The sequence below is a fragment of the Bradyrhizobium sp. NBAIM03 genome (genome assembly GCF_020194055.1).
GTDB lineage: Bacteria > Pseudomonadota > Alphaproteobacteria > Rhizobiales > Xanthobacteraceae > Bradyrhizobium > Bradyrhizobium yuanmingense.
The window spans coordinates 205,555-229,583 of sequence record NZ_JADYVS010000012.1; the positions used below are offsets into that span (position 1 = coordinate 205,555).

Consider the following 24,029-nt stretch of genomic DNA (forward strand, 5'->3'; position numbering starts at 1 on the left):
CGTAAGACTTTTGACTGAGGCACCTTGCGCTTTTGTCACTGGAGGGCGCGATGACCTAACCGGAGGCATGCGCTTCTTCTTCCATATCACCGATCGATACGGCGTCTCGCCCGACACGATCGGATGCGATCTTAGCGAGCAGGATGCGGCCGTCCTACATGCCAGGCGCCTGGCGGCCGAACTCGCCAAGTCCGGCGAGTTCTTCCGTGGCAGCGTCGTGCTGGTCGCGCGGGATACGTTGCCGACGTCCTGGCACAAGGGCGGGGACGACACCGCCGCTTCCCGTGGCGATATCTGAACCGGCGGCCACCGATTTCCTGCCTCTCTTCCTACAGACAATCCCTGATGTGCGCACGCGGTAGGTGGCTCTAAGGTTCCGGGAGGGAGGCCGCGAATGCAGCCGCCTCGGATCGGAAGGCATCCATCATGGCTGCTTCGACAAGCGAGGCCGATCAGAAGCTTTCGCGCAATGCGCTGATCGCCCTGGTGATCGGGTCGATGGTCGGCTCCGGCATCTTCGCATTGCCGGCTCAGTTCGGGCGCACCACCGGCGCTTTGGGAGCGATCATTGCCTGGATGATTGCTGGCACCGGCATGTTGACTCTGGCCTTGGTGTTCCAATCGCTATCCCGGCGCAAGCCGGAGCTCGATGCGGGCATCTACGCCTATGCCAAAGCCGGTTTCGGTGACTACATCGGCTTTGCGTCCGCCGCCGGCTACTGGATCGGCTGTTGTCTAGCCGACGTCGCCTGCCTCATCCTGATCAAGGCCACGCTCGGCCAATTCTTCCCCGTGTTCGGCGACGGCACCACGCCGGTAGCCATCGCTTCGGCCTCCGTGCTGCTTTGGAGCGTCCATATTCTGGTGCTGCGCGGCATCAAGGGGGCTGCCGCGCTCAACATGGTCACAACTTTCGCGAAGATCATCCCCATCGTGCTGTTCATCGTGGTGGCTGCGGCCGCCCTGAACCGCGGGCTTTTCTCCGACAATTTCTGGGGAACGACCGAGCCCGACGCCGGGCAGGTGTTGAGCCAGGTCCGCAGCACGATGCTGCTCACGGTGTTCGTCTTCGTCGGCATCGAGGGCGCGAGCGTGTATTCGCGTTACGCACGAAGGCGCGACGACATCGGTATCGCGACGGTCACCGGCTTTCTGACCGTTCTCTGCCTTCTCGTGCTCGTGACACTCCTGTCCTACGGCATCCTGCCGCGGAGCGGGCTCGCGGACCTGCCGACACCATCGATGGCAGGCGTGATGGAGGCCATGGTCGGCCGCTGGGGCGGTGTGTTCATCAGTATCGCATTGCTGATCTCGATCCTCGGCAATTACCTGTCATGGTCCCTCCTTGCGGCCGAGATCCTGCACTCAGCGGCCATTCAGCGCACGATGCCGGCCTTTCTGGCGCGCGAGAACGTTCACAAGGTCCCTGTCGGCGCGCTCTGGCTCACCAACTGCGTGATACAGGCGTTGCTTCTTGTGAGTTGGTTCGCCGAATATGCCTTCACGCTCGCCCTCAAGATGACGAGCGCAATGACACTGGTCCCGTATTTCCTCGTGGCGGCTTACGGCCTGAAGCTCGCATGGACTGGTGAGGCTTATGCTTCCGGCGAGCGCGCCCGCACCAGCGAGGGGATCTTCGCGGCTGTCGCGACGCTCTACGCGGCGGGAATGATCTACGCCGGCGGGGCGAAATTTCTCCTGCTATCCGCGATCCTCTACGCGCCGGGAACGCTGCTGTTCCTGATCGCCAAGCGCGAACGCAAGGAGCGGCTTTTCAGGCCGGTCGAGTCCGTCCTGTTCGGCGCGGTGGCCATCGCCGCGGGGATCGGAATCTACGGCCTGGCTGTCGGAGCCATCGCGATCTGACCGATGTCGCTGACCGCATGGAGGCGAGGATGAAGATGTGGATCAACTATCGTACCCTGTTCCTCACCGCAGTCGTAGCCGCCACTCTGCCGTCAAGCATTTCCCCGGCTCAGCCGAAGGACGATACCGTGGCCGCGCCGAAGCAAACCGGCACGGCCGCCCCGGGCGATGCGAGGCCCAACATCAACACCAACACGAATCCATTCAAGCATCGCTATTGGCGTCATCGCGGCGGCAAGCATCCGCATTTTGGCAGCCGCCGTGTTCGCTCGTGAGGCGTGACCACATGACGGCGGACCGATCGATGAGCGACGCCAGGGTCGGATCCGAGCGGGTCCGCGGCCTCGTTCGGAATGAGAGCCCGATCGACGAGTCGGTCCAACCCGGACGACCGAGCCTGCTTGCGATCGGCCTCACCGTGCTCGTCGTGGCCGTGGCCCTCTTCCTGGTCTGGCAAACGGTGTCGAGTCTCTTGATCGTGTTCGCAGGCGTGCTTTTCGCAGCCTTTCTCGATGCCGCAGCCCGGGCTCTGGCGCCGGTTCTTCCTCTCAGCCGCGTCTGGCGTCTGACGCTCGTTCTCCTGCTGCTGTCGGCGCTGGCAGGCTTCGGGCTGGCCTGGGGGACCGGTAAGCTGCCGGAGCAGACGCGTGTGCTGCTGAAAGTCATGGATGCCCAGGTCGACATCCTGCAAGAGCATTTGTTGTCTTATGGCGTGGATCTGCTCGGCCCGGAATGGGGGCGTGACTTCGCGCAGTGGCTGTTCGCCGACCAGGGTCGGTTCCTCAGCCATGCGCAATTCCTGCTCGGCGGCGCCTCGAGCCTTTTGACCGCCGTGCTCGTGATCTTGTTCCTCGGCATTCTCTTCGCCTTCGATCCCATCAGCTACCGCGACAGCGTGGTCGTGCTGGTCAGGCAATCTTACCGGGCCCGCGCGCGCGAGGTGATGGACGAGATGGGCACCGTGATGCGGCTGTGGTTCGTCGGCCAGTTGATCCGCATCATCCTGATGACGCTCTTCGTCTGGCTTGCCCTTTACCTCATCGGCCTGCCTGGCCCATTCGTTCTCGGATTGCAGGCAGGATTGTCGAACTTCATCCCCTATCTTGGGCCAATCGTCGCCGCGATCCCGATCGCGCTCGTTGCGATGCCGCTCGGAGCCTCGCCGCTGATCTGGGCGGTCGCGGTCTACACCATCATCCAGTCGATCGAAGGTTACGTCATCGGCCCGCTGATTCAGCGGCATGCGGTCGAGACCCCGCCAGCCTGGACCCTGGTCGCCATCGTCCTGCTGGGCGCCTTGTTCGGCGTCATGGGCATTGCGCTCGCGATGCCGCTCGTCGCGGTCGGACGGGTGGCGATCATCAGGTTGTATGTCGAGGATTATCTCGGAGACAGGATCGAACCGGCAACGACCGATCCCCCAATCCTGGGTGAGCAGCCATGAGCGAAACGGATGCACAGCAGCGTGAAGACCACGTGCCTCAACAGGCTCGCTCGGGAATGGGGCGTCTTGTCTGGCAGCAGCTTCCGTACGCCGTCGCGCTGCTGCTCGCCATCGCAGGAGTTGCCTATACCAACGTCTCCCACCAGCCGCTGATCGGCTATTGGGAATTCCTGGCGCTGGCGATCGGGGTGGTCTGCGTCATCACCAAATGGCCGGAGATCGGGGGCAGGGAGGGCCAGATTCGTCTGATCTGGACCCAGGCGCTGCACTGGATCGCCGTCCTGATCACGATGAACATCATCCTGGTCTCCGGCGTTCAGCAACTGCTCCCGACGCCGGCAACCGGTCTCGTCCTGCTGACGCTGCTCGCGCTCGGCACATTCCTCGCAGGCATCAGCCTGTTGTCATTGCAGATCGCCTTTCTCGGCCTTGCAATGGGCGCAGCCGTCCCGGCGATCTCGTGGCTGAAGCAATCCATCTTCTTCTTCCTGCTCGGCGCCGTGCTGCTGATCGGGCTGGCCATTTCGTTCTGGCTGCGCCGGGACGACGGCCCGCCGCGGGCGCCGACCGAAACAAAGCACCAGGCGGAGGCTTGAATGCGACAATTGCCATATCTCGCGGCCGTCGGCGCAGTGGCGGTGCTGTTGACGATTCCCTCGCCCGCAGGAGCCGAGAGATTTAGAATAGGCAGGCTGCTATGCTTCTCGGAGCCACGCGTTGGACTGGTGCTCGGATCGACGCAGTCGCTGCGCTGCGTGTTCGATGGGGTGCGCCCTGCCCGCCGCTACATCTACGAGGGACGGATCAGACGCCTCGGCCTTGATCTCGGCGTGACCAGCGCCGGCACGCTGTCCTGGGCCGTGTTCGCCAGGACTTCGCGGATTGGTGCCGGCACTTTGCGCGGCAGCTATGTGGGCGCGAGTGGCAATTTCGCTCTAGGCCCCGGCCTCGGCGCCAACGTCCTGATTGGCGGCTCGCGCAGGAGCATCATGCTCCAGCCGATCTCGATCGAACGCTCGATCGGGCTCAATCTCGCGGCCGGCGTGACCCATCTGACACTGGGCCCGCGCGGACCGCGATGAGCCGTGTCCGCTCAGGAAAGGTCGCAACAAGTTGGAATGAGAATATTCCCGCCCCTCAACTCCGGGTTTCGTCCGATGTTGGACCTGCTGGTTCAAGTCTAGGATCGAAGGCGTGTCGATCGGAGCGTAAGCACCCAGGAGGTTCGCATGACCGTCTACGACAGCCGCGACGATCTCAACACGCTGGGTGCCCCACCGCTATGGGCTTGCGCTCTCCTCGGAATTGTCCTGATCGCCGCCGGCCTCCTCGCCCTCGGCGATCTCGCCTTCGCCACGATCATCAGTGTCAAGTTCATTGGGCTCACCGCAATCGCTGCCGGCGCCTTCGAGATCGCGCATGCGTTCTGGACAAAGGGTTGGGGCAGTTTCCTGTGGCGGATCATTCTCGGTGCGCTCTACCTCGCCTTCGGCCTGATCCTTCTCACCCAGCCGGTGTCGGGTGCACTGATCCTGACCTATTTCCTCGGCGCGCTGCTATTCGCATCCGGCGTCGTTCGATGCGTGCTGAGTTTCGCCTATTGGCGACAGAACGGCTGGATGATGCTGATCTCTGGCGTTTTCGCCATGGCCGCCGGCGTGCTCATCCTGTTTGGCTTCCCGGATATTAGCGTCTGGGCGCTCGGCTTCCTGCTCGGCGTCGACCTGATCTCACATGGCCTCGCATGGCTGCTCTACGCCCTGCAATCGCTGCGATCGACTGCGTGACAGAGGAGGACGACACATGGTTGGTTCCAGCCGCCGAGCCTTCCTAGGCTTTGCAACGAGCGCCCTTGCCGCTGCCGCGCTCGGCGCCACCGGCGTGCGCTTGATCGACGTTGCCGAAGCGCTGCCGATCGATCCAGATCCGCGACGCGCCACCACGTCGTCAGAACTGATCAAGACGCAGTGGGGACCGCCTCCGCGACCCGGCTGGGGCCCTCCACCGCGCCGTCGCCGCCACCGGCGCTGGGTCTGCTGGTGGCATCGCGGCCGACGTCGCTGCGGTTGGCGTTGGGTCTAGGCGGGTCTCCGAAGCCTTGCGAAGCTGATGGAGGTAACGATGCGCGACAGGAACCAATGGGCGATCGCCGCCTTGCTGGCCGGTCTGCTGGTCGGGGCGAGCTGGTTTTGCGTGTCGGTCTGGCGATCGACGCCGATGCCCCTCTATGGAAACGTCATCCTGACCGGAGCCGTGATTCTCATCCTGATCCTAGGCTGCGGCCTGATCGCGCTGATGTTCTACAGCCATCGCAAAGGTTACGACGAACCAGCCCGCAGCAACAGGACGCAGCGCGAGTAATGCAGTCCGCCAGACGCCGAACGAAGTGACGTCGGCGTTCGGAGCTCTGGAACACGGAGCGGACCATGAACCTTGCTGACGTCGCGACCAGATTACTGGCGGCAGGATTGGTTACGGTCTCGATCGGCGGGACTGTCCGGACCCAGCCGACGCCTTCCACGCCTGCCGTCGGCGTTGTGGAGGCAACGCGCCGGCTGATCACCGAAAGCAACGAGTTCCTCGGCCGAGTTGAGGCGGTCAACCGGGTCAACGTGACGGCCCGTGTCACCGCCGCTCTGGAGCAGCGGCTGTTCAACGAGGGTGCCGAGATCAACAAGGGCGACCAGCTCTATCGGCTGGAGCGCGGCCCATTCGAGGCCGATCTCGCAGCCAAGCAGGCGCAGGTGGCGCAACTCGAGGCGATGCTGGAAAACGCCAGGCTGACGACGGAGCGCGCGCACACCCTTCTCGGCGGGCCGGCCGGGCAGCAATCGACCTATGACGCCGCGCTCGCCACCCAGCGCAGCTTACAGGCCCAGGTCCAGGCTGCCCAGGCGCAGGTCCAGGCCTCCCAAATCAATCTCGACTACACCGTCATCAATGCTCCGATCGACGGCAAGATCGGTCGCACGGCGGTAACCGAAGGCAACATCGTCGGGCCCTCCTCCGGCGTGCTGACCACGATCGTCAGCCAGGACCCGATGCACGTCACTTTCCCGGTGCCGCTGCGAGAGGGGCTCGAGCTGCGCGAGCGGTACCTCCCACAAGGCGGTCTCGAGGCGGTGACGATCAGGCTGCGGCTGCCGGACGGCCGTACGTACGGTCAGTCCGGCAGACTGAACTTCGTCGACAACAGCATCGCCCAGAATACCGACACGATCATGGTCCGCGGCGAGATTGCCAACCCGATCTTGCGCGCCCCGTCTGCCGCAGGCGTGACCGCGCACGAGCTGACCGACGGCGAGTTCGTCACCGTTCTGCTCGAAGGCGTCCAGCCGATCGAAGTACTTGCGATCCCACGCGCGGCGGTGTTGTCCGACCAGCGCGGCGACTATGTTCTCGTCGTCGGCAAGGACAATAAGGCAGAGGAGCGGCGCGTTCAGCTCGGACAATCGACCGCAACAATTGCCGCCGTCATCGGCGGGCTTGCTGCCGGCGACAAGGTGATCGCCGAAGGGTTGCAGCGGGTTCGCGCGGGTCAGACCGTCGCTCCGGATGCAGCAAGCGCACTCCTGCGGTCGAGCATGGACGGCGCAGCGAGCGAGGCGCCACCGCGGAGCGGCCGCGGCACTCCGATCCGGCCCCACGCCGCGGACCGCACTCCATGATATCGGGCGTCTTCGTCGATCGTCCGCGCCTTGCGATAGTGATCGCACTTCTCATCACCATCGCCGGCGCGTTGGCACTCACGCAAATTCCCGTGGCGCAATTTCCGGATATCGTGCCGCCGCAGGTGACCGTCTCCGCGACCTTCCCAGGCGCGTCCGCCGAGGTCGTGGAAAGCAGCGTCGCCCAGCCTCTCGAAGCGCAGGTGATCGGCGTCGACCGCGCGCTCTACATGAAATCGACAAGCGGCAATGACGGCAGCTACACGCTCACCATTTCGTTCGCGCATGGCACCAATGCCGACATCAACACGGTCAATGTCAATAATCGCGTGCAGAGCGCGCTGTCGCAGTTGCCGACGGAGGTGCAGCAGCAAGGCGTGAGGGTGCAGAAGCGATCCTCGTCGATCCTGCAGTTCCTCGTGCTCTACAGCGCCGACGGCCAGCAGGATCCCCTCTTCATCACCAACTACGCCATCATCAACGCGCTGGACGCGATCGCGAGCACGCCGGGCGTCGGCCAAGCGAACCTGTTCGCAAAGATGAACTATTCGATGCGAATCTGGTTCGATTCGCAGCGGCTCACCAGCCTCAGCTTGACCCCGTCGGACGTGATTGCCGCCATCCGCGCGCAGAGCGTCCAAGCTGCCGTCGGCCGCATCGGCGCGCGGCCGATCAGCGACGATCAGCAGTTCCAATTCAACGTGCAGACCCTCGGCCGACTCGCCAGTGCCGATCAATTCGCCAACATCGTGCTGCGCGCAAATCCCGACGGATCCTCGCTGCTGGTGAAAGATGTCGCGCGCGTCGAGATCGGTGCGCAAAACGTCGACAGCGAGGCGCGGATCGACGGGCGCGCCGCCGTTCCGATCGCAGTCTACCTTGCGCCGGGAGCGAACGCGGTGACCACGGCGCGAGCGGTGGCCGAGACGATGCAACGGCTGTCAACGCGATTTCCGCCTGGACTGAGCTATCTCGTCCAATACGATTCCACGAGCTTCGTTCGGGACACGATCGCGGAGGTCTTGCGGACACCGGCCGAAGCCTTCGTCCTCGTGATGCTGGTGGTCTATATCTTCCTCGGTAGTCTCCGTGCGACGGTGATCCCGGCCATCGCAGTACCGGTGAGCCTGATCGGCACGTTCGCAGTTCTGCTCGCGTTCGGCTATTCGGCCAATACGGTATCGCTGCTCGCGATGGTCCTCGCCATCGGCATCGTCGTCGACGATGCCATCGTCGTCGTGGAGAATGTCGAGCGCGTCATGGCGGCGGAACCAAGCCTGGCTCCAGCCGAAGCCACCAAGAAAGCCATGACCCAGATCACCGCGCCGATCATCGCGATCACTCTGGTGCTGCTCTCCGTGTTCGTGCCGATCGCGTTCATTCCCGGCATTTCGGGCACGTTGTTCCGTCAGTTCGCCGTGACGATCAGCGCCGCAATGTTGATTTCGGCGCTGAACGCCCTGACGCTATCCCCTGCACTGTGCGCGCTGCTGATGCGCCACGGCAGACGGCCCCGCGGCATCATCGGACGTGTACTCGGCGGCATCGACTGGTTGCGCGAGCGCTACGGCAACGGCGTCCGCTACCTCGTGCGCCGGGCCGCGCTCTCGCTGCTGCTGGTTGCCGTCTTCGCCGCCGGCGTCTTCGGTGTCTCGATCATTACTCCGACGGGATTCCTGCCGGAGGAGGACCAGGGCGCCTTCTTCACCTCGGTGCAGCTCCCGGACGGCGCGTCGGTCGCACGCACCAGCCAGGTTACCCGCCAGATCGAAGACGTCCTGAAACAGATGCCGGCCGTCGATCACGTGCTCGCGGTGATCGGCTTTTCACTGCTCGATGGCGTCTCCCAATCGAACAGCGCACTGGTGGTGGCGCGGCTCAAGCCATTTTCCAACCGGACAGCGGCCGCAGACTCGGCGCAGGCGCTAATCTCCAGGACATTCGCAGCCGGTGCCCAGGTACGACAAGCCAATGTGCTGCCGTTCAACCTGCCGCCGATCATCGGCCTCTCCACCGGCGGCGGATTCGAGTACCAGCTTCAAGCTCTGGAAGGACAGGGCCCAGCCGCGATTTCGAGCGTGACAAACGCCCTGATCGGCGCCGCCAACGCCGATTCGCGGCTCACGCGGGTGTTCTCGACCTTCACCGCGACCAATCCGTCGCTCTATCTCGACGTCGACCGGCGAAAGGCCCAAGCGCTAGGCGTCGCGGTCAATGACATCTTCATTGCGCTGCAGGCGACGCTCGGCGGCGTCTACGTCAACAACTTCAACCTGTTCGGACGCACCTGGCAGGTCAACATTCAGGGCGACGCATCCGATCGCGCCCACGTCTCGGATATCTGGCGGATCTACCTGCGCAACAACAAAGGCGAGATGGTGCCGATGCGGGCGCTGGCCGACGTCATGGTCGTAACCGGGCCGCAGGTCATCACTCGCTACAACAATCATCGTTCCGTGACGGTGAACGGCAGCCCTGCGCCGGGGACCTCTTCGGGCACCGCGCTATCCGCGATGGCGCAGATCTCCGACGCCGTTCTGCCGTCCGGCTACGACTTCGCCTGGACCGGCACCGCCTTTCAGGAGCAGGGAGCGGCAGGTCAGACCGGAATCGTGCTCGCGCTGGCCGTGATGTTCGCCTATCTGTTCCTGGTCGCACTTTACGAGAGCACGGTGATCCCGATCCCGGTGCTGCTGTCGGTGGTCGTCGGTGTGCTCGGATCTTATTTCGGCATCATGATTGCGCGCCTCAATCTCGACCTCTATGGCCAGATCGGCCTCGTTGTGCTGATCGCTCTTGCCGCCAAGAACGGCATCCTGATCGTCGAGTTTGCGAGGGAACAGCGGGAGGCGGGTATCCCGATCTGTGAGGCCGCGGTTCAGGGTGCCCATATGCGTTTTCGTGCGGTCATGATGACGTCACTTGCGTTCATCCTCGGCCTTCTGCCGCTGGTCATTGCGACCGGAGCTGCCGCGCTGAGCCGCAGAGCAGTGGGCACCGCTGTCTTCGCTGGTATGCTCGCAGCAAGCTCGATCGGGATCTTCCTGGTGCCGATGCTCTACGTCACCTTCCAGCGCATACGGGAGCGCGCGAAAGGCACAATCAAAAGCGGCTAAGAATGCCCGATCCTAACAAAAACATAGAACGTAACGAAAGAATGTCGTCTGGCTTAGATGAGCTACTTCGATGATTGAGGAGTACGCTGCCGCATTACGAGAGATTATTAGTAAGCTGCGCAGAAAATTGAACCAAGTTTACCCGGGTAGAGCTTTCATAGAGCGCTATTTCCACAGTTGGCACCCCGATTCCTGCTCCGCCGGTGTACAGAGAATCCCTAATGTACGGGACAGACGGCGTCTCTAAGCTGGCGGACTGGAAGGCTCGGGGACCCCGCTCAATCCGCGGAACGTACCTCTACGCGGGTCCTTTGGTGCAACGGAGCTCACATCAAGCGGAAGCTGGCGCAAGTCGAATGTAGCAGCATAGGGACCCGACCTTGCCACGAATATTCTGATGAATGGCTCTCGCCAAATGGTCACGGTCCGATGGTCGTCGGTCGAGCGAATCGGAACGAACTCGTGTGCGGCGTGACAACTCCCGCCGGGCTCCGCGCCGCTGGCGAGAGAACACAACATGCTAGGAAGGAACACTGCAAATGCGGATAGCCGAGTGTGCCACGATCATTGTTGCGACGTGCACCTTTCTCACGCCGGCAGAGCCGCAAGAGCGAATTGCAGTCACCGTCTTCGAGAACGTGCGCATCTTTGACGGGAAGAGCGAGACGCTTTCCGTCCCATCGAATGTCGTCATCCGCGGAAACATCATCGAGCGGATCGTGACCGCTCCCATTCCAACCGATCGTCGCGTGGACGCCCGCGTCATACAAGGCGGTGGACGCGTGCTGATGCCCGGGCTCAGCGACATGCACTGGCACGCGATGATGGTCCGTCCGACACCCGCGCAGATGCTGTCGAGCGACCTCGGATATACGACGCTGCTGGCGAGCGCGGAAGCGACAGCGACACTGATGCGCGGATTCACGACAGTCAGGGACATGGGCGGCCCCACCTTCTCACTCAAACGCGCGATCGATGAAGGTCTCGTCCCGGGTCCTCGCATCTATCCATCGGGAGCCGTCATCACGGTCTCCGGCGGCCATGGAGACTTCCGCGAGCTTTGGGAGCTGCCGCAAAGTCAGGGCGGAGCAAGCCGCGTCGAACAGCTCGGCGGAAGCATCATCGCGGATGATCCCGACGAGGTCCGCAAGCGCGTGCGCGAACAGCTCATGCAGGGCGCGGCCCAGGTCAAGCTGACGGCAGGGGGAGGCGTCGCCTCGCCTTTCAGCCCACTTGATGTGACCACATTCAGCGAAGCGGACTTGCGTGCGGCCGTCGAAACCGCCACCGATTGGGGGACGTATGTTGCAACACACGCATATACACCGAGCGCAATTCGACGTTCCATCGCCGCGGGCGTCAAAGTGATCGAGCATGGTCATCTCATGGATGAACCGACTGCACGCCTCATCGCCGAGAAGCAAATCTGGCTGAGCACTCAGCCGTTCGTAGACCTCGGCGGCGCAGCCATGCTCCCGCCCGCCCAACAGGCGCAGATGCGCCAGGTTGTTGCGGGAACGGACACCGTGTACGGGTTCGTCAAGAAGTTTGGGATCAAGACCGCCTTTGGAACAGATATCCTCTTCTCGAAGCCACTGGCAGAGCATCAGGGTCAGGGCATCGTAGACCTCACGCGGTGGTTCACGCCGGCGGAAGCGCTGACGATGGCGACCTCAACCAATGGAGAGCTGCTCGCGCTTTCCGGAGCGCGGAATCCTTATCCCGGCAGGATCGGAGTGGTCGAGGAAGGCGCATTGGCCGATCTCCTGCTCGTCGATGGCAATCCGCTGGAAGACATTCGCCTCATCGAGGACCCCGCAAATAAGCTTGTCGTCATCATGAAGGATGGGATCATCTACAAAGACAACAATCCCAAGTGACCTATTCTCACGGCTGCGCCTGTGACCGATAGTGATGGCCTGTCACCCTGCCTGACGGACATCAAACCGGATATTTCAACAACCAGCGCAGACCTTTCGCTTGGGTAAGCCGAGATGTGATGGACTCCAAGGGCCTGACCGACTTCATGAGCTCCGAGTCCACGAAGTGGGCCGGGATCATCAAGAAGATCGACATCGAGCCGATGTAGCGATGCTTGGCGAAGACCTTTCGTTCCAATCCGCTTGGCGCCTCCAACCTGACCGCATCATGATCTAGATGCTGCGCGGTTGCGTTCCTCTGCATGCCGGCCTCGCAATACGCGACCGGCACCGTCGTCGCCATCGATGGCGGCTTTCTGGCAGGATAGTCAGCCGTCTCCGATCGGCCGCAGATCGTGCCAGAGTTGAAGATGCGGAAGCTCGACAAGGATGCCGTGCGTGGTCCTCTCGCCGCCCTAGGAGTGAGCAGGCCCGGACGGCGCCACGTCCAAGCGGACCGCGATCCCGTCCAGATCCGGGGTCGGCGCTGGATAATGCATCATGACGAGCGGATCGTGACCTGGAACGATGTGGTCCGCATCCGGCGCTGCGGCGCGCAGTTTGTCGAACCCCGCCAGCATGTCGCCGACATGAAACGCCGTCGTAAAAGGACGCTCGCTGGTCAGGTTTTCGTAGAAATGACTGACGTCGGAAGCGAGCACGACCGGACCGCGGCGCGTGTTGGCCCGGACGAATTGAAGCCCGGCGGAATGTCCCCCCGCCGCATGGACCGTCAGCCCGGGAGCGATCTCAGCATCGCCATCGTAGAACAGGACTCGGCGCGCATAGTTCAGCCGCACGATGCCGCAAACGTCCTCGACCTCGAAAGAATGCGACAACCTCGGATATTGCATGTAGCGGCCGGTGGCGTAGGCAAGCTCGCGCTCCTGGAGATGAAATCGTGCGTTCGGAAAGCGGTCGAAATTGCCGGCATGGTCGTAGTGCAGATGTGTGAGGATCACGTCCTTGATCTCGGCCGGCTCGATATCGAACGCCACAAGAGTCTCCACCGGGCAGCGCAAGAATGTCCGCCTGCGCTGCTTCGCAATTTCGGCGTTGAATCCGGTATCGATGACGAAGGTGCGCCCACCTCCCCGCGCCAGCCACATGAAATAGTCCATCGGCATCGGCCCGTCATGCGGATCGCCGCCGATGAAGTGGTCGCTCCGCTGCGCATCCCGCGTTGCGTAGCGGATGGCGAAGAGTTCGTAGATCGGGTCAGCCATGGATTTGCTCAGGAGCCGGCCGCGTCGACCTCGTTGAAGGCCTCGCGCGCATTGCGGAAGGCGTCGATGCCGGCGGGCACGCCGCAATAGACCGCGACCTGGAGCAGGATCTCCTTGATCTCCTCCTTGGTCAGCCCGTTCTTCAACGCGCCCTTCACGTGCAGCTTCAGCTCGTGCGGCCGGTTCAGTGCGCCGAGCATCGCCAAATTGACGATCGAGCGCGTGCGACGGTCGACGCCGGGCCGCGTCCACAGCGCGCCCCAGCAGAATTCGGTGGACCATTCCGCCATCGTGCGCGTGAACTCGTCGGCACCGGCGATCGATTTGTTGACGTAGTCCTCGCCGAGCACCTCCTTGCGGACTTTGAGGCCCTTTTCGAACAGTTCGGTCTTGGTCATGATCGTCCCTTTCACGTCTTGCGAGAGTCTAGATGGAAGTTGTTCGGCGCATCGCCGAGGGCGGCCACAACGATCGCAGCAGTTCGGCGACGTCAGCCACCGCATCGAGACGCCAGACGGCGTCGATGACACCGTCCGCGTCCCAATTGCTCTGGCCCGTTCGCACGCTTTCGCGCAGCTTGGCCTCGAGATCGCGATCTTCAAGCGGCGCTGCCCGGCTGCCGCGCGGCGAGATGACGGTCTCGGTGAAAACCTCGCCGGACGACAGGCGCACGGTCACGCGTGCCGCACCATCCGGCATCCCGTCATCCCACTCCGCCCTCACCTTCTGCCGCAGCTGCACAATATCGGGCCGGACGACCGTCTCGCGTGCAAACTCGGCAACGCCGGCTCTGCCGAGCAGCAATCCGCACGCCACGCAATGATGGATGCTGACGCGCGCATCGCGCTCGTTGTTGACGGGGCGGTCGCCGCGCGCAAGCAGCAGCGTCGAGCCTTGAACGGTCACGGTGTCAATCTGGTCGAATCGCCGACCGATCCGCTCCCGCAACTGAAGGCAGGCATCAATGACCGCATGAAAAACGATGCCGGCGGGATAGGGCTTGTAGGTGTTCTTGGCGATCTCAAAGGTCTTGCCGAGACCATCAAGCAAGCGGGCAATATCCGGCTCGTCACCCATGGTGCGTGCCCAACCGAGCGGGCCTTCAATGGCGTGGGGGGCTGCCTCATAACCCTGCTCTGCAAGCAGCGCCGCAAACAAACCGTTGCGCGCCGCGTTACCGACGCTGACATTCTTCGCGGCACTGGGCAGGTTCTCGACATTGCCGGCCGACTGGCTCGCCGCGAGCCCGATGGCATTCGCAATGCCCTCCGCGGGCAGGCCCAATAGTTTGGCGCAAGCCGCCGCGGCGCCAAAGATCCCGCAGGTCGAAGTGATGTGCCAGCCGCGCGCATAATGGCGCGGCGAAACGGCGGCGCCGATGCGGCATTCGACGTCCACACCGAGGATGAACGCCGTCAACAATTCGCGTCCAGACAGTTTATGCGTCTCCGCGAGTGCGAGGACTGGAGCTGCGACCGGTGCCGCCGGATGAATGATCGTCTCGGGATGGGTGTCATCGAAATCGAGCAGATTGGCCGAGATGGCGTTGAGAAACGATGCGCACATCGCGTCCATCGGCTGCGAATGACCGATGACCGTCGCGGTCGCGGCGCCGCTGAACGGCGACAGGGTTCGCATCGCCGCCATCACCACCGGATCGCGTGCGGAGCCGAGTGCCGTGGCGAAGAAATTCAGAATCGAGCGTCGCGCCTCGCCGCTCTGCGCCTCCACGTCCGCCCACGACGTCGCCGCGACGAAATCGGCGAGCGTCCTGCTCACGCTGGGAATTGGGTCTTGCGGCACGCGGGGCGTCTTCCTCGTTTTTCGGACCTTATGCCGATCCGCGGCAAACTGTCGACCCCAAATGTTATGCTTGACAGCTTGTCTGACAATCATAACAATCCGGCACGCTGGCACGGGAACCCGCCGCCGCAACGACGGCGGTCGTCAGGGCCGGCCGGCGAACTGACAACGACAAGATCAAGACGGCGCGCCCCGCGTGGGATCGCGCGAGAGGGAGTGAACGATGGCGGGAGAGACGCTCGGTGTGATCGGAACGGGCCGCATGGGCGGCCCCATGGCGGGGCGGTTGATGGACGCGGGCTATTCGCTCGTCGTCTACGACACGCAGGCCTACGCGACGCAGCCGCTGGTCAAGCGCGGCGCCTTGGTCGGCAAGTCGCCGGCCGACGTCGCCTCGCGCGCCGACATCGTGCTCGCCAGTCTGCCGACGCCAGACATCGTCAAGGCCGTCACTCTCGGCGAGGACGGCATCAGCAGCGGCAACCGCGCCAAGATCGTCGTTGATCTCTCGACCTCTGGTCCCGGCGCGGCGAAGCTCGTTGCGGAAGGGCTGAAAGCCAAAGGCATGACGCTGGTCGATGCGCCCGTCAGCGGCGGCATCAAGGGCGCCGTGAACGGCACGCTTGCCGTTATGGTATCGTGCCCGCAAGCGACTTACGACATCGTGCAGCCGATCCTGAAGAATTTCGGCAAGCTGTTCTACACCGGCGACAAGCCCGGCGTGGCGCAGACCGCCAAGCTCGCCAACAATCTGATGGCGGCGGCGGCGCTGGTGATCACGTCGGAAGCGGTCGCCATGGGCGTCAAGGGCGGCGTCAACGCCAAGGTGCTGATCGATATCATCAACGCCAGCAGCGGCCGCAACAGCGCCTCCGAAGACAAATTTCCCCGTTCGGTGCTGCCGGGCACGTTCGATTTCGGATTCGCCACCGGCCTTTCCTACAAGGACGTCCGTCTCTGCGTGGACGAGGCCGAGGCCATGGGCGTGCCGATGGTCTGCGGCGCAGTGGTACGGCAGATGCTGGCGATCACCAACGCCAAATACGGCCCGTCATCCGATTTCACCTCGATCGCCAAGGTGCTCGAGGAGTGGGCCGGAGTCGAGATGCGCGGCTGAGCGCAAGAGCCTTTGGGAGAAACACTTGCGATGACGAACGGCCCGACCGGATCAGACAAGGTATCGCTCGCGCGCCAGATGGCGCGGAGCGCACTTGCCGTTGATCTCGGAGATTTCGGGCCTGAAGTGGTCGCCAAGGCCAAGCTCTGCCTGCTCGACTTCCTGTCCTGCGCCTTCGAGGCGGGCCATCATCCCTGGAGTCGTCAGGCAATCGCGATCGCACAAGGTGGCGGCAGCGCAACCATCGTCGGAATGTCGCGACTCTCCTTGCCGGCCGATGCCGCCTTCGCCAATGCCGTGATGGGGCACGGACTCGTGCGGGAAGACATGCATGCCGCCAGCATTGCGCACCACGGCGTGGTGATCTGGCCCACATTGCTCGCGCTGTCCGAACAGTCGCAGCTGCACGGCTCAAGGCTGCTCGCAGCCGCGATAATCGGCTATGAGACCGGCGCGCGGATCGGCCGCGCGTTGCTGACCTCCGATCTCGCCCGGCTCTATCGTCCGACCGGCCTCGTGGCCCCTCTGGGCGCGGCGCTCGCCGGAAGTTTCGCGCTCAACCTGTCCGAAGACGCAGCGACCAGCGCCATCGCGATCGCAGCCAACACGTCCAGCGGTCTCAACGAGTGGCCGCATGCAGGCGGCTCCGACATGTATTTTCATCCGGGCTTCGCCGCCAGCAATGCGATCAAGGCAATCGGCCTCGCCGCAGCCGGCGCTTTCGGCTCCGAAACGATCCTCGAAGGCGAAGCGGGCCTGTTCGCCGCCTATGGTCGCCGGGCCGCGCCCGACAGCATCGCGCTGTTCCCGAATGGCGAATGCGAGATCGTGGCGGTCTACAACAAGCCGGTCCCGGCCTGCAATTTCGCGCAGACCGCCGCGCAAGCGGCCCTTCGCGTCTCGCACGAACTCGCCGGCACCGAGGAGATCGACAGCGTCGTCGTTCGCGCTCCCGATGCCGCCGTGCGCTATCCTGGGTGCGCCTCCACCGGCCCGTATCGGAACGCGCTCCAGGCCAAGATGAGCATTCCCTTCAGCGTCGCGGCCACCCTCGTGAGGGGCGAGATCGAGGAAGGCAACTACGCCGAACTCGATGATGTCGATATCATCCGCCTGGTTGCGATCACGAAGCTTGAGCCGGATGTCGGCTTCACTACCGCGTTCCCCGACAAGCAGGGCGCGGATGTGACCGTGCATCTGCAGAGCGGCCGGACGATCCGGCACGCGCTACCCGACGTCATCGCCGCAACGCCTTCAGATATTCGCAAGCGCTTTCGCACTGCCGCTCAGGGAGTCCTCGGTGAGGACCGCGCGTGCCGGTTGGAGCAACTCATCGAGGACTGCGAACGGCTCGGCAATGCCGGCGACATCGCAGCACTATGCCGCCTGGACACGGCGGAACGGGTTTTACGATCGGCATCATAAGAAGTGCCGGAGAGTACGGGGGAAACATGGTCGACTTCGAGACCCGCTTAGGTTCGTCAGCCGCGCGGAGGCGAAGCTGATGGAAGGATTTTTGCAAGCGCTCGCCGCGGGCCTTCTGATCGGCGCCGTCTACGGCCTGATGTGCGTCGGGCTCGGCCTGATCTTCGGCGTCATGCGCGTCATCAACTTCGCCCATGGCGATTTCATGATGCTCGGCATGTACACTGCCTTCTATCTGTTCACCGCCGCCGGCGTTCAGTCGTTCTTCGGCAATGCGGTCGGACCGTTCGTCTCCATCCTGCTGGCCGGCCCCGTGCTTGCCGTATTCGGCTACTTCGTCCACCGGGCACTGATCTCGCACGTCTCGGGGACGCGCACCGCCTCGCTCGAAGGCGAGGGACACTACGCCCAGCTGATCCTCACGCTGGGCATCGCGCTGATCCTGCAGAACGGCGGCCTCATCGTGTTCGGCTCGGTGCTGGCCTCGATCCGCACGCCGCTGTCGAGCTCGGCCTGGGAGCTCGGCCCCTTCTTCGACATGAGCATCTTTCTCAACAAGGCGCGCAGCATCGACATGATCGTTTCGCTGATCATGATGATCCTGCTTTCGCTGCTGATCACGCGCACGCGGATCGGCAAATCGCTTCGCGCCGCCGCGGATAATCCGACCGCCGCGACCTATATGGGCATCGACGTCGACCGCGCGCACCGAACCGCCTTCGCGCTCGGCTGCGGCATCACGGCGATCGCCGGCGGCCTCCTCGCTACGAACTATCCGTTCCACCCGTTCGTCGGCCTCGAATACGTCATCGTCATGTATGCGGGCGTCGTGCTCGGCGGCATGGGCAGCATCATCGGCGCGTTCTGGGGCGGCATGACGATCGGGCTCGTGCAGCAGATGTCGACGCTGATCCTGCCGACGCAGCTGCAGAACGCCGCGATCTTCGCCGTCTTCCTCCTCATCATCTTCTTCCGACCGCAAGGCTTCTTCGGGCGGATGGTGGAGAGGACGTGATCATGCTCCGGATGCGCTCCTTTCTTCCTCCCCTGCTCTTCACCATCGCCTATGCCGCGCTGTCGCTCGGCGTCACTAATTCCTACTACCAGCTGATCCTGACGCTGGTGCCGGTGTGGGCGGTGTTCGGCCTGTCCTGGAACCTGCTCAGCGGCTACACCGGACTTGTCTCGTTCGGCCATGCCGCCTTCTTCGGCATCGGCGCCTATGCCACCGCGCTCGGCCAGATCTATTTCGACATATCGCCCTGGCTGCTGATCCCCATCGCCGCCGTGCTCGGCGGCATCGCCGGGCTGCTGATCGGATTTCCCACCTTCCGCCTCCAGGGCCACTATTTCGCCCTGGCGATGCTCGCCTACCCGCTTGCCATCCTCTACGTGTTCGAGTGGCTCGGCTTCCAGGAGGTGACGCTTCCGATCAAGCGCGACGCGCCGATCGCCTACATGCAATTCGCCGATCCGCGCATCTACACGCTGCTGGGACTCGCAATCATGCTTGCCACCATCGTGCTGACGCAATTCATCGAGCGCTCCCGCTTCGGCATGGCACTGCTCGCAATCAAGCAGAACGAGGCCGCCGCCGAGGCAGCCGGGATCAATACGCTCGCCTGGAAGCTGCGCGCGATCACGCTTAGCGGGGCCATTGCCGCGGCGATCGGCGGCTTTTACGCGCAGGTGTTATTGGTCGTGACGCCGCAATCGGTGTTCGGCATGCTGGTGTCGGCCCAGGCGCTGACGGTCGCGATGTTCGGCGGCGTCGGCACGGTCTGGGGGCCGGTGATCGGCTCCGTGATCCTGATCCCGCTCGCCGAGATACTGCATGCCGAAGCCGGCGCGCGCTTCCCCGGCATCCAGGGCGTGATCTTCGGCTTCGCCATCGTCTGCGTCATCCTGCTGGCCCCGGAAGGCCTGTTCTGGAAGCTGCGCGATCTCCTGCGCAAACGGATCGCGCCTAATGCGGCCGCCTCCGACCTGCCCGAAACATCGGCTGCCAACGTCACCACGCTGAAGCCCGCCCCCCGACAGCGGGCCGCCACCGGGGAAGTCATGCTCGAAGTCAAGAACCTGTCGCGGTCCTTCGGCGGCCTCAAGGCGGTGCAGGATGTCAGCTTCAAGCTGCACCAGAACGAGATACTCGGCATCATCGGCCCCAACGGCGCCGGCAAGACCACGCTGTTCAATCTCCTCAACGGCTTCCTGAAGCCGAGCGAGGGTGAGGTGCTGATCGATGGCCGCAACATGTCCGGCCAACGGCCGCACGTGATCTGCGAGGCCGGCATCGGCCGCACCTTCCAGGTGATGCGACCATTCCTGCGCATGTCGATCCTCGACAACGTCGTGGTCGGTGCCTATGTGCGCGCGCGGTCCGACGACGAAGCTCGCAAGCTTGCCGCCGATGCAGTTGCCCGTGTCGGGCTCTCCGCCGTCGCCGACCGCGTCGCCGGCGAGCTTTCGACCAAGGAGCTGCGGCTGATGGAGCTTGCCCGCGCGATCGCCGGCCAACCACGCATCCTGCTGCTCGACGAGACCCTCGCGGGCCTCGGCCACGGCGAGGCGGACGAGGTCGTCGCCGTGATCCAGCAGCTCGCGCGCGACGGTATGACCATCGCGATCATCGAGCACACGATGCAGGCGATGGTTCGGCTGGTCGACAGGTTCGTCGTACTCGACCACGGCGCCGTCATCACCGAAGGCCTGCCGGAAGTGGTGACGCGCGACAACCGTGTGATCGAGGCCTATCTCGGCAAAAAATGGGTGGGCCATGCTGCGAATTGAGGGATTGAGCGCGGGCTATTCCGCCAAACCCGTGCTGAACGACATCTCGATCAATGTCGGCGCCGGCCAGTTCGTCGCCATCGTCGGACCCAACGGCGCCGGCAAGACCACGCTGTTCAAGACCATCTCCGGCATCGTCAAGCCGAGCGGCGGGGCCATCACCTTCGACGGCGTCGACCTCCTCGCAGTGCCGCCGCCGCAGCGCGCCCATCTCGGCATCGCCCACGTCCCCGAGGGCCGCCAGGTCTTCCCTTCACTGACCGTGATGGAGAATCTGGAGATGGGTGCGATGACGGAGAGCGGTCGACGCGACTGGCAGAGCAACATCGAGCGCATCTTCGAATGGCTTCCGGTGCTGAAGGAGCGTCGCAGCCAGTTCGCGGGCACGATGTCAGGCGGCCAGCAGCAGATGCTCGCGATCGGCCGCGGCCTCGCCTCCTCGCCGAAACTCTTGATGCTGGACGAACCCTCGATGGGGCTGGCGCCCTCAACAGCCGACTTCATCTTCGATCGGCTGATCGAGATTCGCCGCCAGTCCGGGCTGACCATGCTGCTGGTCGAGCAGCGCGTGGCGGAAGCGCTGGAATCCGCGGACCACGGCTACGTCCTCGAAGCCGGCCATGTCGTGCTCGAAGGCAACAACGACACGCTGCGCGCCGACGATCGCGTGCGCAAGGCCTATCTCGGCATGTGACGACAAGAAAAAATGACAAGGGAGAGAACATAGTGGACAAGACATCGAAGGGCCTCTCGCGACGGACCGTGCTGTCCGGCGCCGCCGTCGTGGGCCTTGCCGGCGTGGCACGCGCGCAGACACCGGCCGAGATCAAGGTCGGACTGATCGTGCCGTTGTCGGGTATCTACACCCGCCCCGGCCAGGTGATGAAGATGGGCGCCGAGATGGGTATCGAGCACATCAACGCGCAGGGCGGCATCAAGGCGCTCGGCGGCGCCAAGCTGAAGCTCGTCGTGATCGATTGCGGCGACACCACCGAGAAGGCCAAGAACGCGGCGCAACGCATGGTGGCGCAGGAGCCGGATCTCGTCGCGGCCACCGGCGCCTATCTGTCGTCCTTCACGCTGGCGGTCACCGAGGTAACCGAGCGTGCCGAGCTGCCGGTGCTGACGCTGTCCTATTCGGACCTTCTGACCGACCGCGGTTTCAAATACATCTTCCAGACCGCCGCGACCGCGAGCCGCCAGTCCGAGCTCGGCTTGCCGACTCTGATGAAGCTCGCGGAGAACGCCTCGGGCAAGAAGCCGAAGACGGTCGCGATGTTGATGGACAACACCGCGACTTCGGTTGCCACGGCCAAGGCGCTGAAGGAGAAGCTGTTCGCGCAGGAAGGCCTCCAGCTCGTCGTCGAGGAAGTCTGGACCCCGCCGCTGTCGGATGCGACGCCGCTGATTCAGAAGGTTCGCTCGGCCAAGCCCGATCTGCTGCTGTTCATGCCGAACGCGGTCTCTGACGCCAAGCTGGGGCTCGAGAAGATCAGCGAGTTTGGCCTTGGCCAGGGCAAGATCCCGACCGTGTCCTTCAGCATCACCATCGCCGAACCGGACATGCTGCAGAGCGTGAGCCCGGAGACAGTGCAGGGCATCATGACCATCGTCGCCAATTGGGGCTCGAAAGGTCACGAGGCTCTGATCGCCGAGCTCAAGGCGAAATACAAGGAGCCCTGGATGACGCAGAACGTCATCTCGACCTATGGCGACATGTGGCTGATGAAGGAAGCCTTGGAAAAGGCCGGTAAGGCCGACCGCAATGCGGTCGCGCAGGCCTTCCGCACCATGGATGCCGGACCGTCGAAATACTATCCCGGCGGACAGCTCAAGTTCGACGAGAAGGGCCGCAGGGTCGGCGCCGGCGTCGTCATCGTGCAATGGCAATCGGGCGTGCCAGTCACCGTCTATCCGCCCGAGCTCGCGCAGGCGCAGCCGTTCTGGCCGAAGAAATAGCATCGCACGCTTTTCAGGGAGGAGGATTGTCATGAGAACAACGAGCAAGATCAGGATCACCCGTCGAACACTGCTTGCGGGCGCGTCCGGCACGCTGATCGCTTCCCGTGCCTGGGCACAGCAGCCATCTGAGGTGAAAGTCGGCCTCTTGGTGCCGATCTCCGGCATCTACGCCCGTCCCGGCACGGTGATGCGTCAGGGCGCCGAGATGGCGGTCGAGCACATCAACGCGCAAGGCGGAGTCAAGGCGCTCGGCGGCGCCAAGCTGAAGCTCGTGGTGCTCGATTCCGGCGACACAACTGAGAAGGCCAAGAACGCCGCCCAGCGTATGGTGGCGCAGGAGAGCGACCTGGTCGCGGCAAGCGGCGCCTACCTGTCATCCTTCACGCTCGCGGTCACCGAGGTCACGGAACGCGCCAACTTGCCCGTCCTCACCCTCTCCTACTCCGATCTGATCACGGATCGCGGCTTCAAATACGTGTTCCAGACCTCGGCCACGGCAGCCTCACAGGCCCGTCAGGCCTTGCCGCAAATCATCAAGCTGGCCGAGACGGCATCGGGCAAGCGGCCGAAGACGGTCGCGATCCTCACCGACAACACGGCCGCGTCGATCGCCTCGGCGAAATCGATGCGCGAGGGCCTCTTGGCAGAGAACCAGCTGCAGCTGATCGTGGACGAGACCTTCACGCCGCCGCTGGCGGACGCGACGTCGCTGGTTCAGAAGATTCGCTCGGCCAAGCCCGACCTGCTCTTCTTCCTGCCGACGGTGATCTCCGACGCCAAGCTGCTGCTCGAGAAGATGAACGAGTTCGGCCTCGGCCAGGGCAAGGTGCCGACCATCTCGTTCGGCATCGCCATCGCCGAACCGGACATGCTGCAGACCGTGAGCCCGGAACTGCTCCAGGGAGTCCTGACCTGCGTTGCGAGCTGGGGCGCCAAGGGCCACGAGGCGCTGATCGCCGAGTTGAAGACCCGCTACAAGGAGCCGTGGATGACGCAGAATGCGATCTCCACCTATGGCGACATGTGGGTGATCAAGGACGCGCTGGAGAAGGCCGGCAAGGCCGACCGCGTTGCCGTCGGCGAAGCGCTGCGCACCATGGATGCAGGCCCCTCGAAATATTACCCGCTGGGCGAAATCAAGTTCGACCAGAAAGGCCGCCGCGTCGGCGCCGGCATGACCATCGTGCAGTGGCAATCCGGCGTGCCGGTGACGGTGTTCCCGCCCGAGCTCGCGCTGGCGAAGCCGTTCTGGCCCAAGACCTGATACCGCTCGAAAGCCAAACGGAGAACAGAATGGACAAGGCGACCTACGACCGCGGTCTCGAAATCCGCAAAAGCGTGCTCGGCAGCGAGTTCGTCGACAAGGCGATCGCGTCCGCGGACGAGTTCAACCGCCCGATGCAGGATCTGACCACCGAGTATTGCTGGGGTTACGTCTGGGGCCGCGAAGGGCTGACGCGAAAGACGCGCAGCTTCCTCAATCTGGCGATGCTCTGCGCGCTCAACCGTCCGCACGAACTGAAGACCCACGTCCGCGGCGCCCTCGCCAATGGCGCGACCAAAGAGGAGATCCGCGAGGTTTTCATGCAGGTCGCGATCTATTGCGGCGTGCCGGCCGGCGTGGACGCGTTCCGGAACGCGAAGGAAGTCTTCGCCGAGCTCGACAAGAAATAAGGGCGGGCGGGCTGCGATG

At 63.7% G+C, this 24,029-nt stretch carries 22 protein-coding genes; 19 read left to right on the top strand and 3 right to left on the bottom strand.

Going from position 1 to position 24,029, the window contains the following annotated elements:
- Positions 1-67: 67 nt before the first annotated feature.
- The 11 genes from I6F21_RS20095 to I6F21_RS20150 all read left to right on the top strand — a co-directional run bounded on the left by I6F21_RS20095 (position 68) and on the right by I6F21_RS20150 (position 11,974).
- Positions 68-298 (top strand): hypothetical protein, encoded by a 231-nt coding sequence (locus I6F21_RS20095; RefSeq protein WP_036011495.1) that lies wholly within the window; start codon positions 68-70, stop codon positions 296-298.
- 128 nt (positions 299-426) lie between these two features.
- Positions 427-1,866, top strand: a complete 1,440-nt coding sequence (locus I6F21_RS20100) for a basic amino acid/polyamine antiporter (RefSeq protein ID WP_225140402.1) — start codon at positions 427-429, stop codon at positions 1,864-1,866.
- A 29-nt stretch (positions 1,867-1,895) separates the two neighbouring features.
- Entirely contained in the window at positions 1,896-2,141 is a 246-nt protein-coding gene (locus tag I6F21_RS20105) for a hypothetical protein (protein WP_036026659.1), read from the top strand.
- Between the two features lie 29 nt (positions 2,142-2,170).
- Positions 2,171-3,310, top strand: coding sequence for an AI-2E family transporter (locus I6F21_RS20110; protein ID WP_036026660.1), 1,140 nt, complete (start codon positions 2,171-2,173; stop codon positions 3,308-3,310).
- On the top strand, positions 3,307-3,906 hold the full coding sequence (locus I6F21_RS20115; protein ID WP_225140403.1) for a hypothetical protein: 600 nt from the start codon (positions 3,307-3,309) through the stop codon (positions 3,904-3,906). The genes I6F21_RS20110 and I6F21_RS20115 overlap by 4 nt, the downstream gene beginning before the upstream one ends.
- Complete coding sequence (locus tag I6F21_RS20120; RefSeq protein WP_128262852.1) at positions 3,907-4,392, top strand: DUF992 domain-containing protein; 486 nt, start codon at positions 3,907-3,909, stop codon at positions 4,390-4,392. It begins immediately after the preceding gene.
- A gap of 147 nt (positions 4,393-4,539) precedes the next feature.
- Entirely contained in the window at positions 4,540-5,097 is a 558-nt protein-coding gene (locus I6F21_RS20125) for an HdeD family acid-resistance protein (protein WP_036026649.1), read from the top strand.
- Positions 5,098-5,431: 334 nt separating this feature from the next.
- Entirely contained in the window at positions 5,432-5,671 is a 240-nt protein-coding gene (locus tag I6F21_RS20135; protein ID WP_063822473.1) for a hypothetical protein, read from the top strand.
- Between the two features lie 65 nt (positions 5,672-5,736).
- Positions 5,737-6,978: an efflux RND transporter periplasmic adaptor subunit gene (locus I6F21_RS20140; RefSeq protein ID WP_225140404.1), complete on the top strand. Its 1,242-nt coding sequence runs from the start codon at positions 5,737-5,739 to the stop codon at positions 6,976-6,978.
- Entirely contained in the window at positions 6,975-10,094 is a 3,120-nt protein-coding gene (locus tag I6F21_RS20145; RefSeq protein ID WP_225140405.1) for a multidrug efflux RND transporter permease subunit, read from the top strand. Before I6F21_RS20140 ends, I6F21_RS20145 begins: the two co-directional genes overlap by 4 nt.
- A gap of 539 nt (positions 10,095-10,633) precedes the next feature.
- Entirely contained in the window at positions 10,634-11,974 is a 1,341-nt protein-coding gene (locus I6F21_RS20150) for an amidohydrolase family protein (protein ID WP_225140406.1), read from the top strand.
- A 455-nt stretch (positions 11,975-12,429) separates the two neighbouring features.
- On the opposite strand, the gene I6F21_RS20155 is transcribed toward I6F21_RS20150, so the two are convergent.
- Genes I6F21_RS20155 through I6F21_RS20165 form a run of 3 tightly spaced genes read right to left on the bottom strand, consistent with a single transcriptional unit; the run spans position 12,430 to position 15,018 of the window.
- Positions 12,430-13,239 (bottom strand): N-acyl homoserine lactonase family protein, encoded by an 810-nt coding sequence (locus I6F21_RS20155; RefSeq protein ID WP_225140407.1) that lies wholly within the window; start codon positions 13,237-13,239, stop codon positions 12,430-12,432.
- Between the two features lie 8 nt (positions 13,240-13,247).
- Positions 13,248-13,637, bottom strand: a complete 390-nt coding sequence (locus I6F21_RS20160; protein ID WP_036011521.1) for a carboxymuconolactone decarboxylase family protein — start codon at positions 13,635-13,637, stop codon at positions 13,248-13,250.
- Between the two features lie 28 nt (positions 13,638-13,665).
- The gene (locus I6F21_RS20165) at positions 13,666-15,018 is read right to left on the bottom strand and encodes an MmgE/PrpD family protein (protein WP_225140408.1); all 1,353 of its coding nucleotides are present in this window, start codon (positions 15,016-15,018) and stop codon (positions 13,666-13,668) included.
- 247 nt (positions 15,019-15,265) lie between these two features.
- Here I6F21_RS20165 and I6F21_RS20170 point away from each other — a divergent pair, with 247 nt between their 5' ends.
- The 8 genes from I6F21_RS20170 (at position 15,266) to I6F21_RS20205 (ending at position 24,010) form a co-directional block, all read left to right on the top strand.
- Positions 15,266-16,159 (top strand): NAD(P)-dependent oxidoreductase, encoded by an 894-nt coding sequence (locus I6F21_RS20170; protein WP_225140409.1) that lies wholly within the window; start codon positions 15,266-15,268, stop codon positions 16,157-16,159.
- A 30-nt stretch (positions 16,160-16,189) separates the two neighbouring features.
- Positions 16,190-17,584 carry an MmgE/PrpD family protein gene (locus I6F21_RS20175; RefSeq protein WP_225140410.1) on the top strand — a complete coding sequence of 465 codons (1,395 nt, stop codon included), beginning with the start codon at positions 16,190-16,192 and terminating at the stop codon, positions 17,582-17,584.
- A 79-nt stretch (positions 17,585-17,663) separates the two neighbouring features.
- Entirely contained in the window at positions 17,664-18,599 is a 936-nt protein-coding gene (locus I6F21_RS20180) for a branched-chain amino acid ABC transporter permease (protein WP_036011532.1), read from the top strand.
- Positions 18,600-18,601: 2 nt separating this feature from the next.
- On the top strand, positions 18,602-20,374 hold the full coding sequence (locus I6F21_RS20185; RefSeq protein WP_225140456.1) for a branched-chain amino acid ABC transporter ATP-binding protein/permease: 1,773 nt from the start codon (positions 18,602-18,604) through the stop codon (positions 20,372-20,374).
- Positions 20,361-21,068 (top strand): ABC transporter ATP-binding protein, encoded by a 708-nt coding sequence (locus tag I6F21_RS20190; protein WP_036011537.1) that lies wholly within the window; start codon positions 20,361-20,363, stop codon positions 21,066-21,068. Before I6F21_RS20185 ends, I6F21_RS20190 begins: the two co-directional genes overlap by 14 nt.
- A gap of 32 nt (positions 21,069-21,100) precedes the next feature.
- On the top strand, positions 21,101-22,333 hold the full coding sequence (locus I6F21_RS20195; protein ID WP_225140411.1) for an ABC transporter substrate-binding protein: 1,233 nt from the start codon (positions 21,101-21,103) through the stop codon (positions 22,331-22,333).
- Between the two features lie 31 nt (positions 22,334-22,364).
- Positions 22,365-23,600, top strand: a complete 1,236-nt coding sequence (locus tag I6F21_RS20200; RefSeq protein WP_036011543.1) for an ABC transporter substrate-binding protein — start codon at positions 22,365-22,367, stop codon at positions 23,598-23,600.
- A gap of 29 nt (positions 23,601-23,629) precedes the next feature.
- Positions 23,630-24,010 (top strand): carboxymuconolactone decarboxylase family protein, encoded by a 381-nt coding sequence (locus tag I6F21_RS20205; RefSeq protein ID WP_036011548.1) that lies wholly within the window; start codon positions 23,630-23,632, stop codon positions 24,008-24,010.
- Positions 24,011-24,029: the final 19 nt, after the last annotated feature.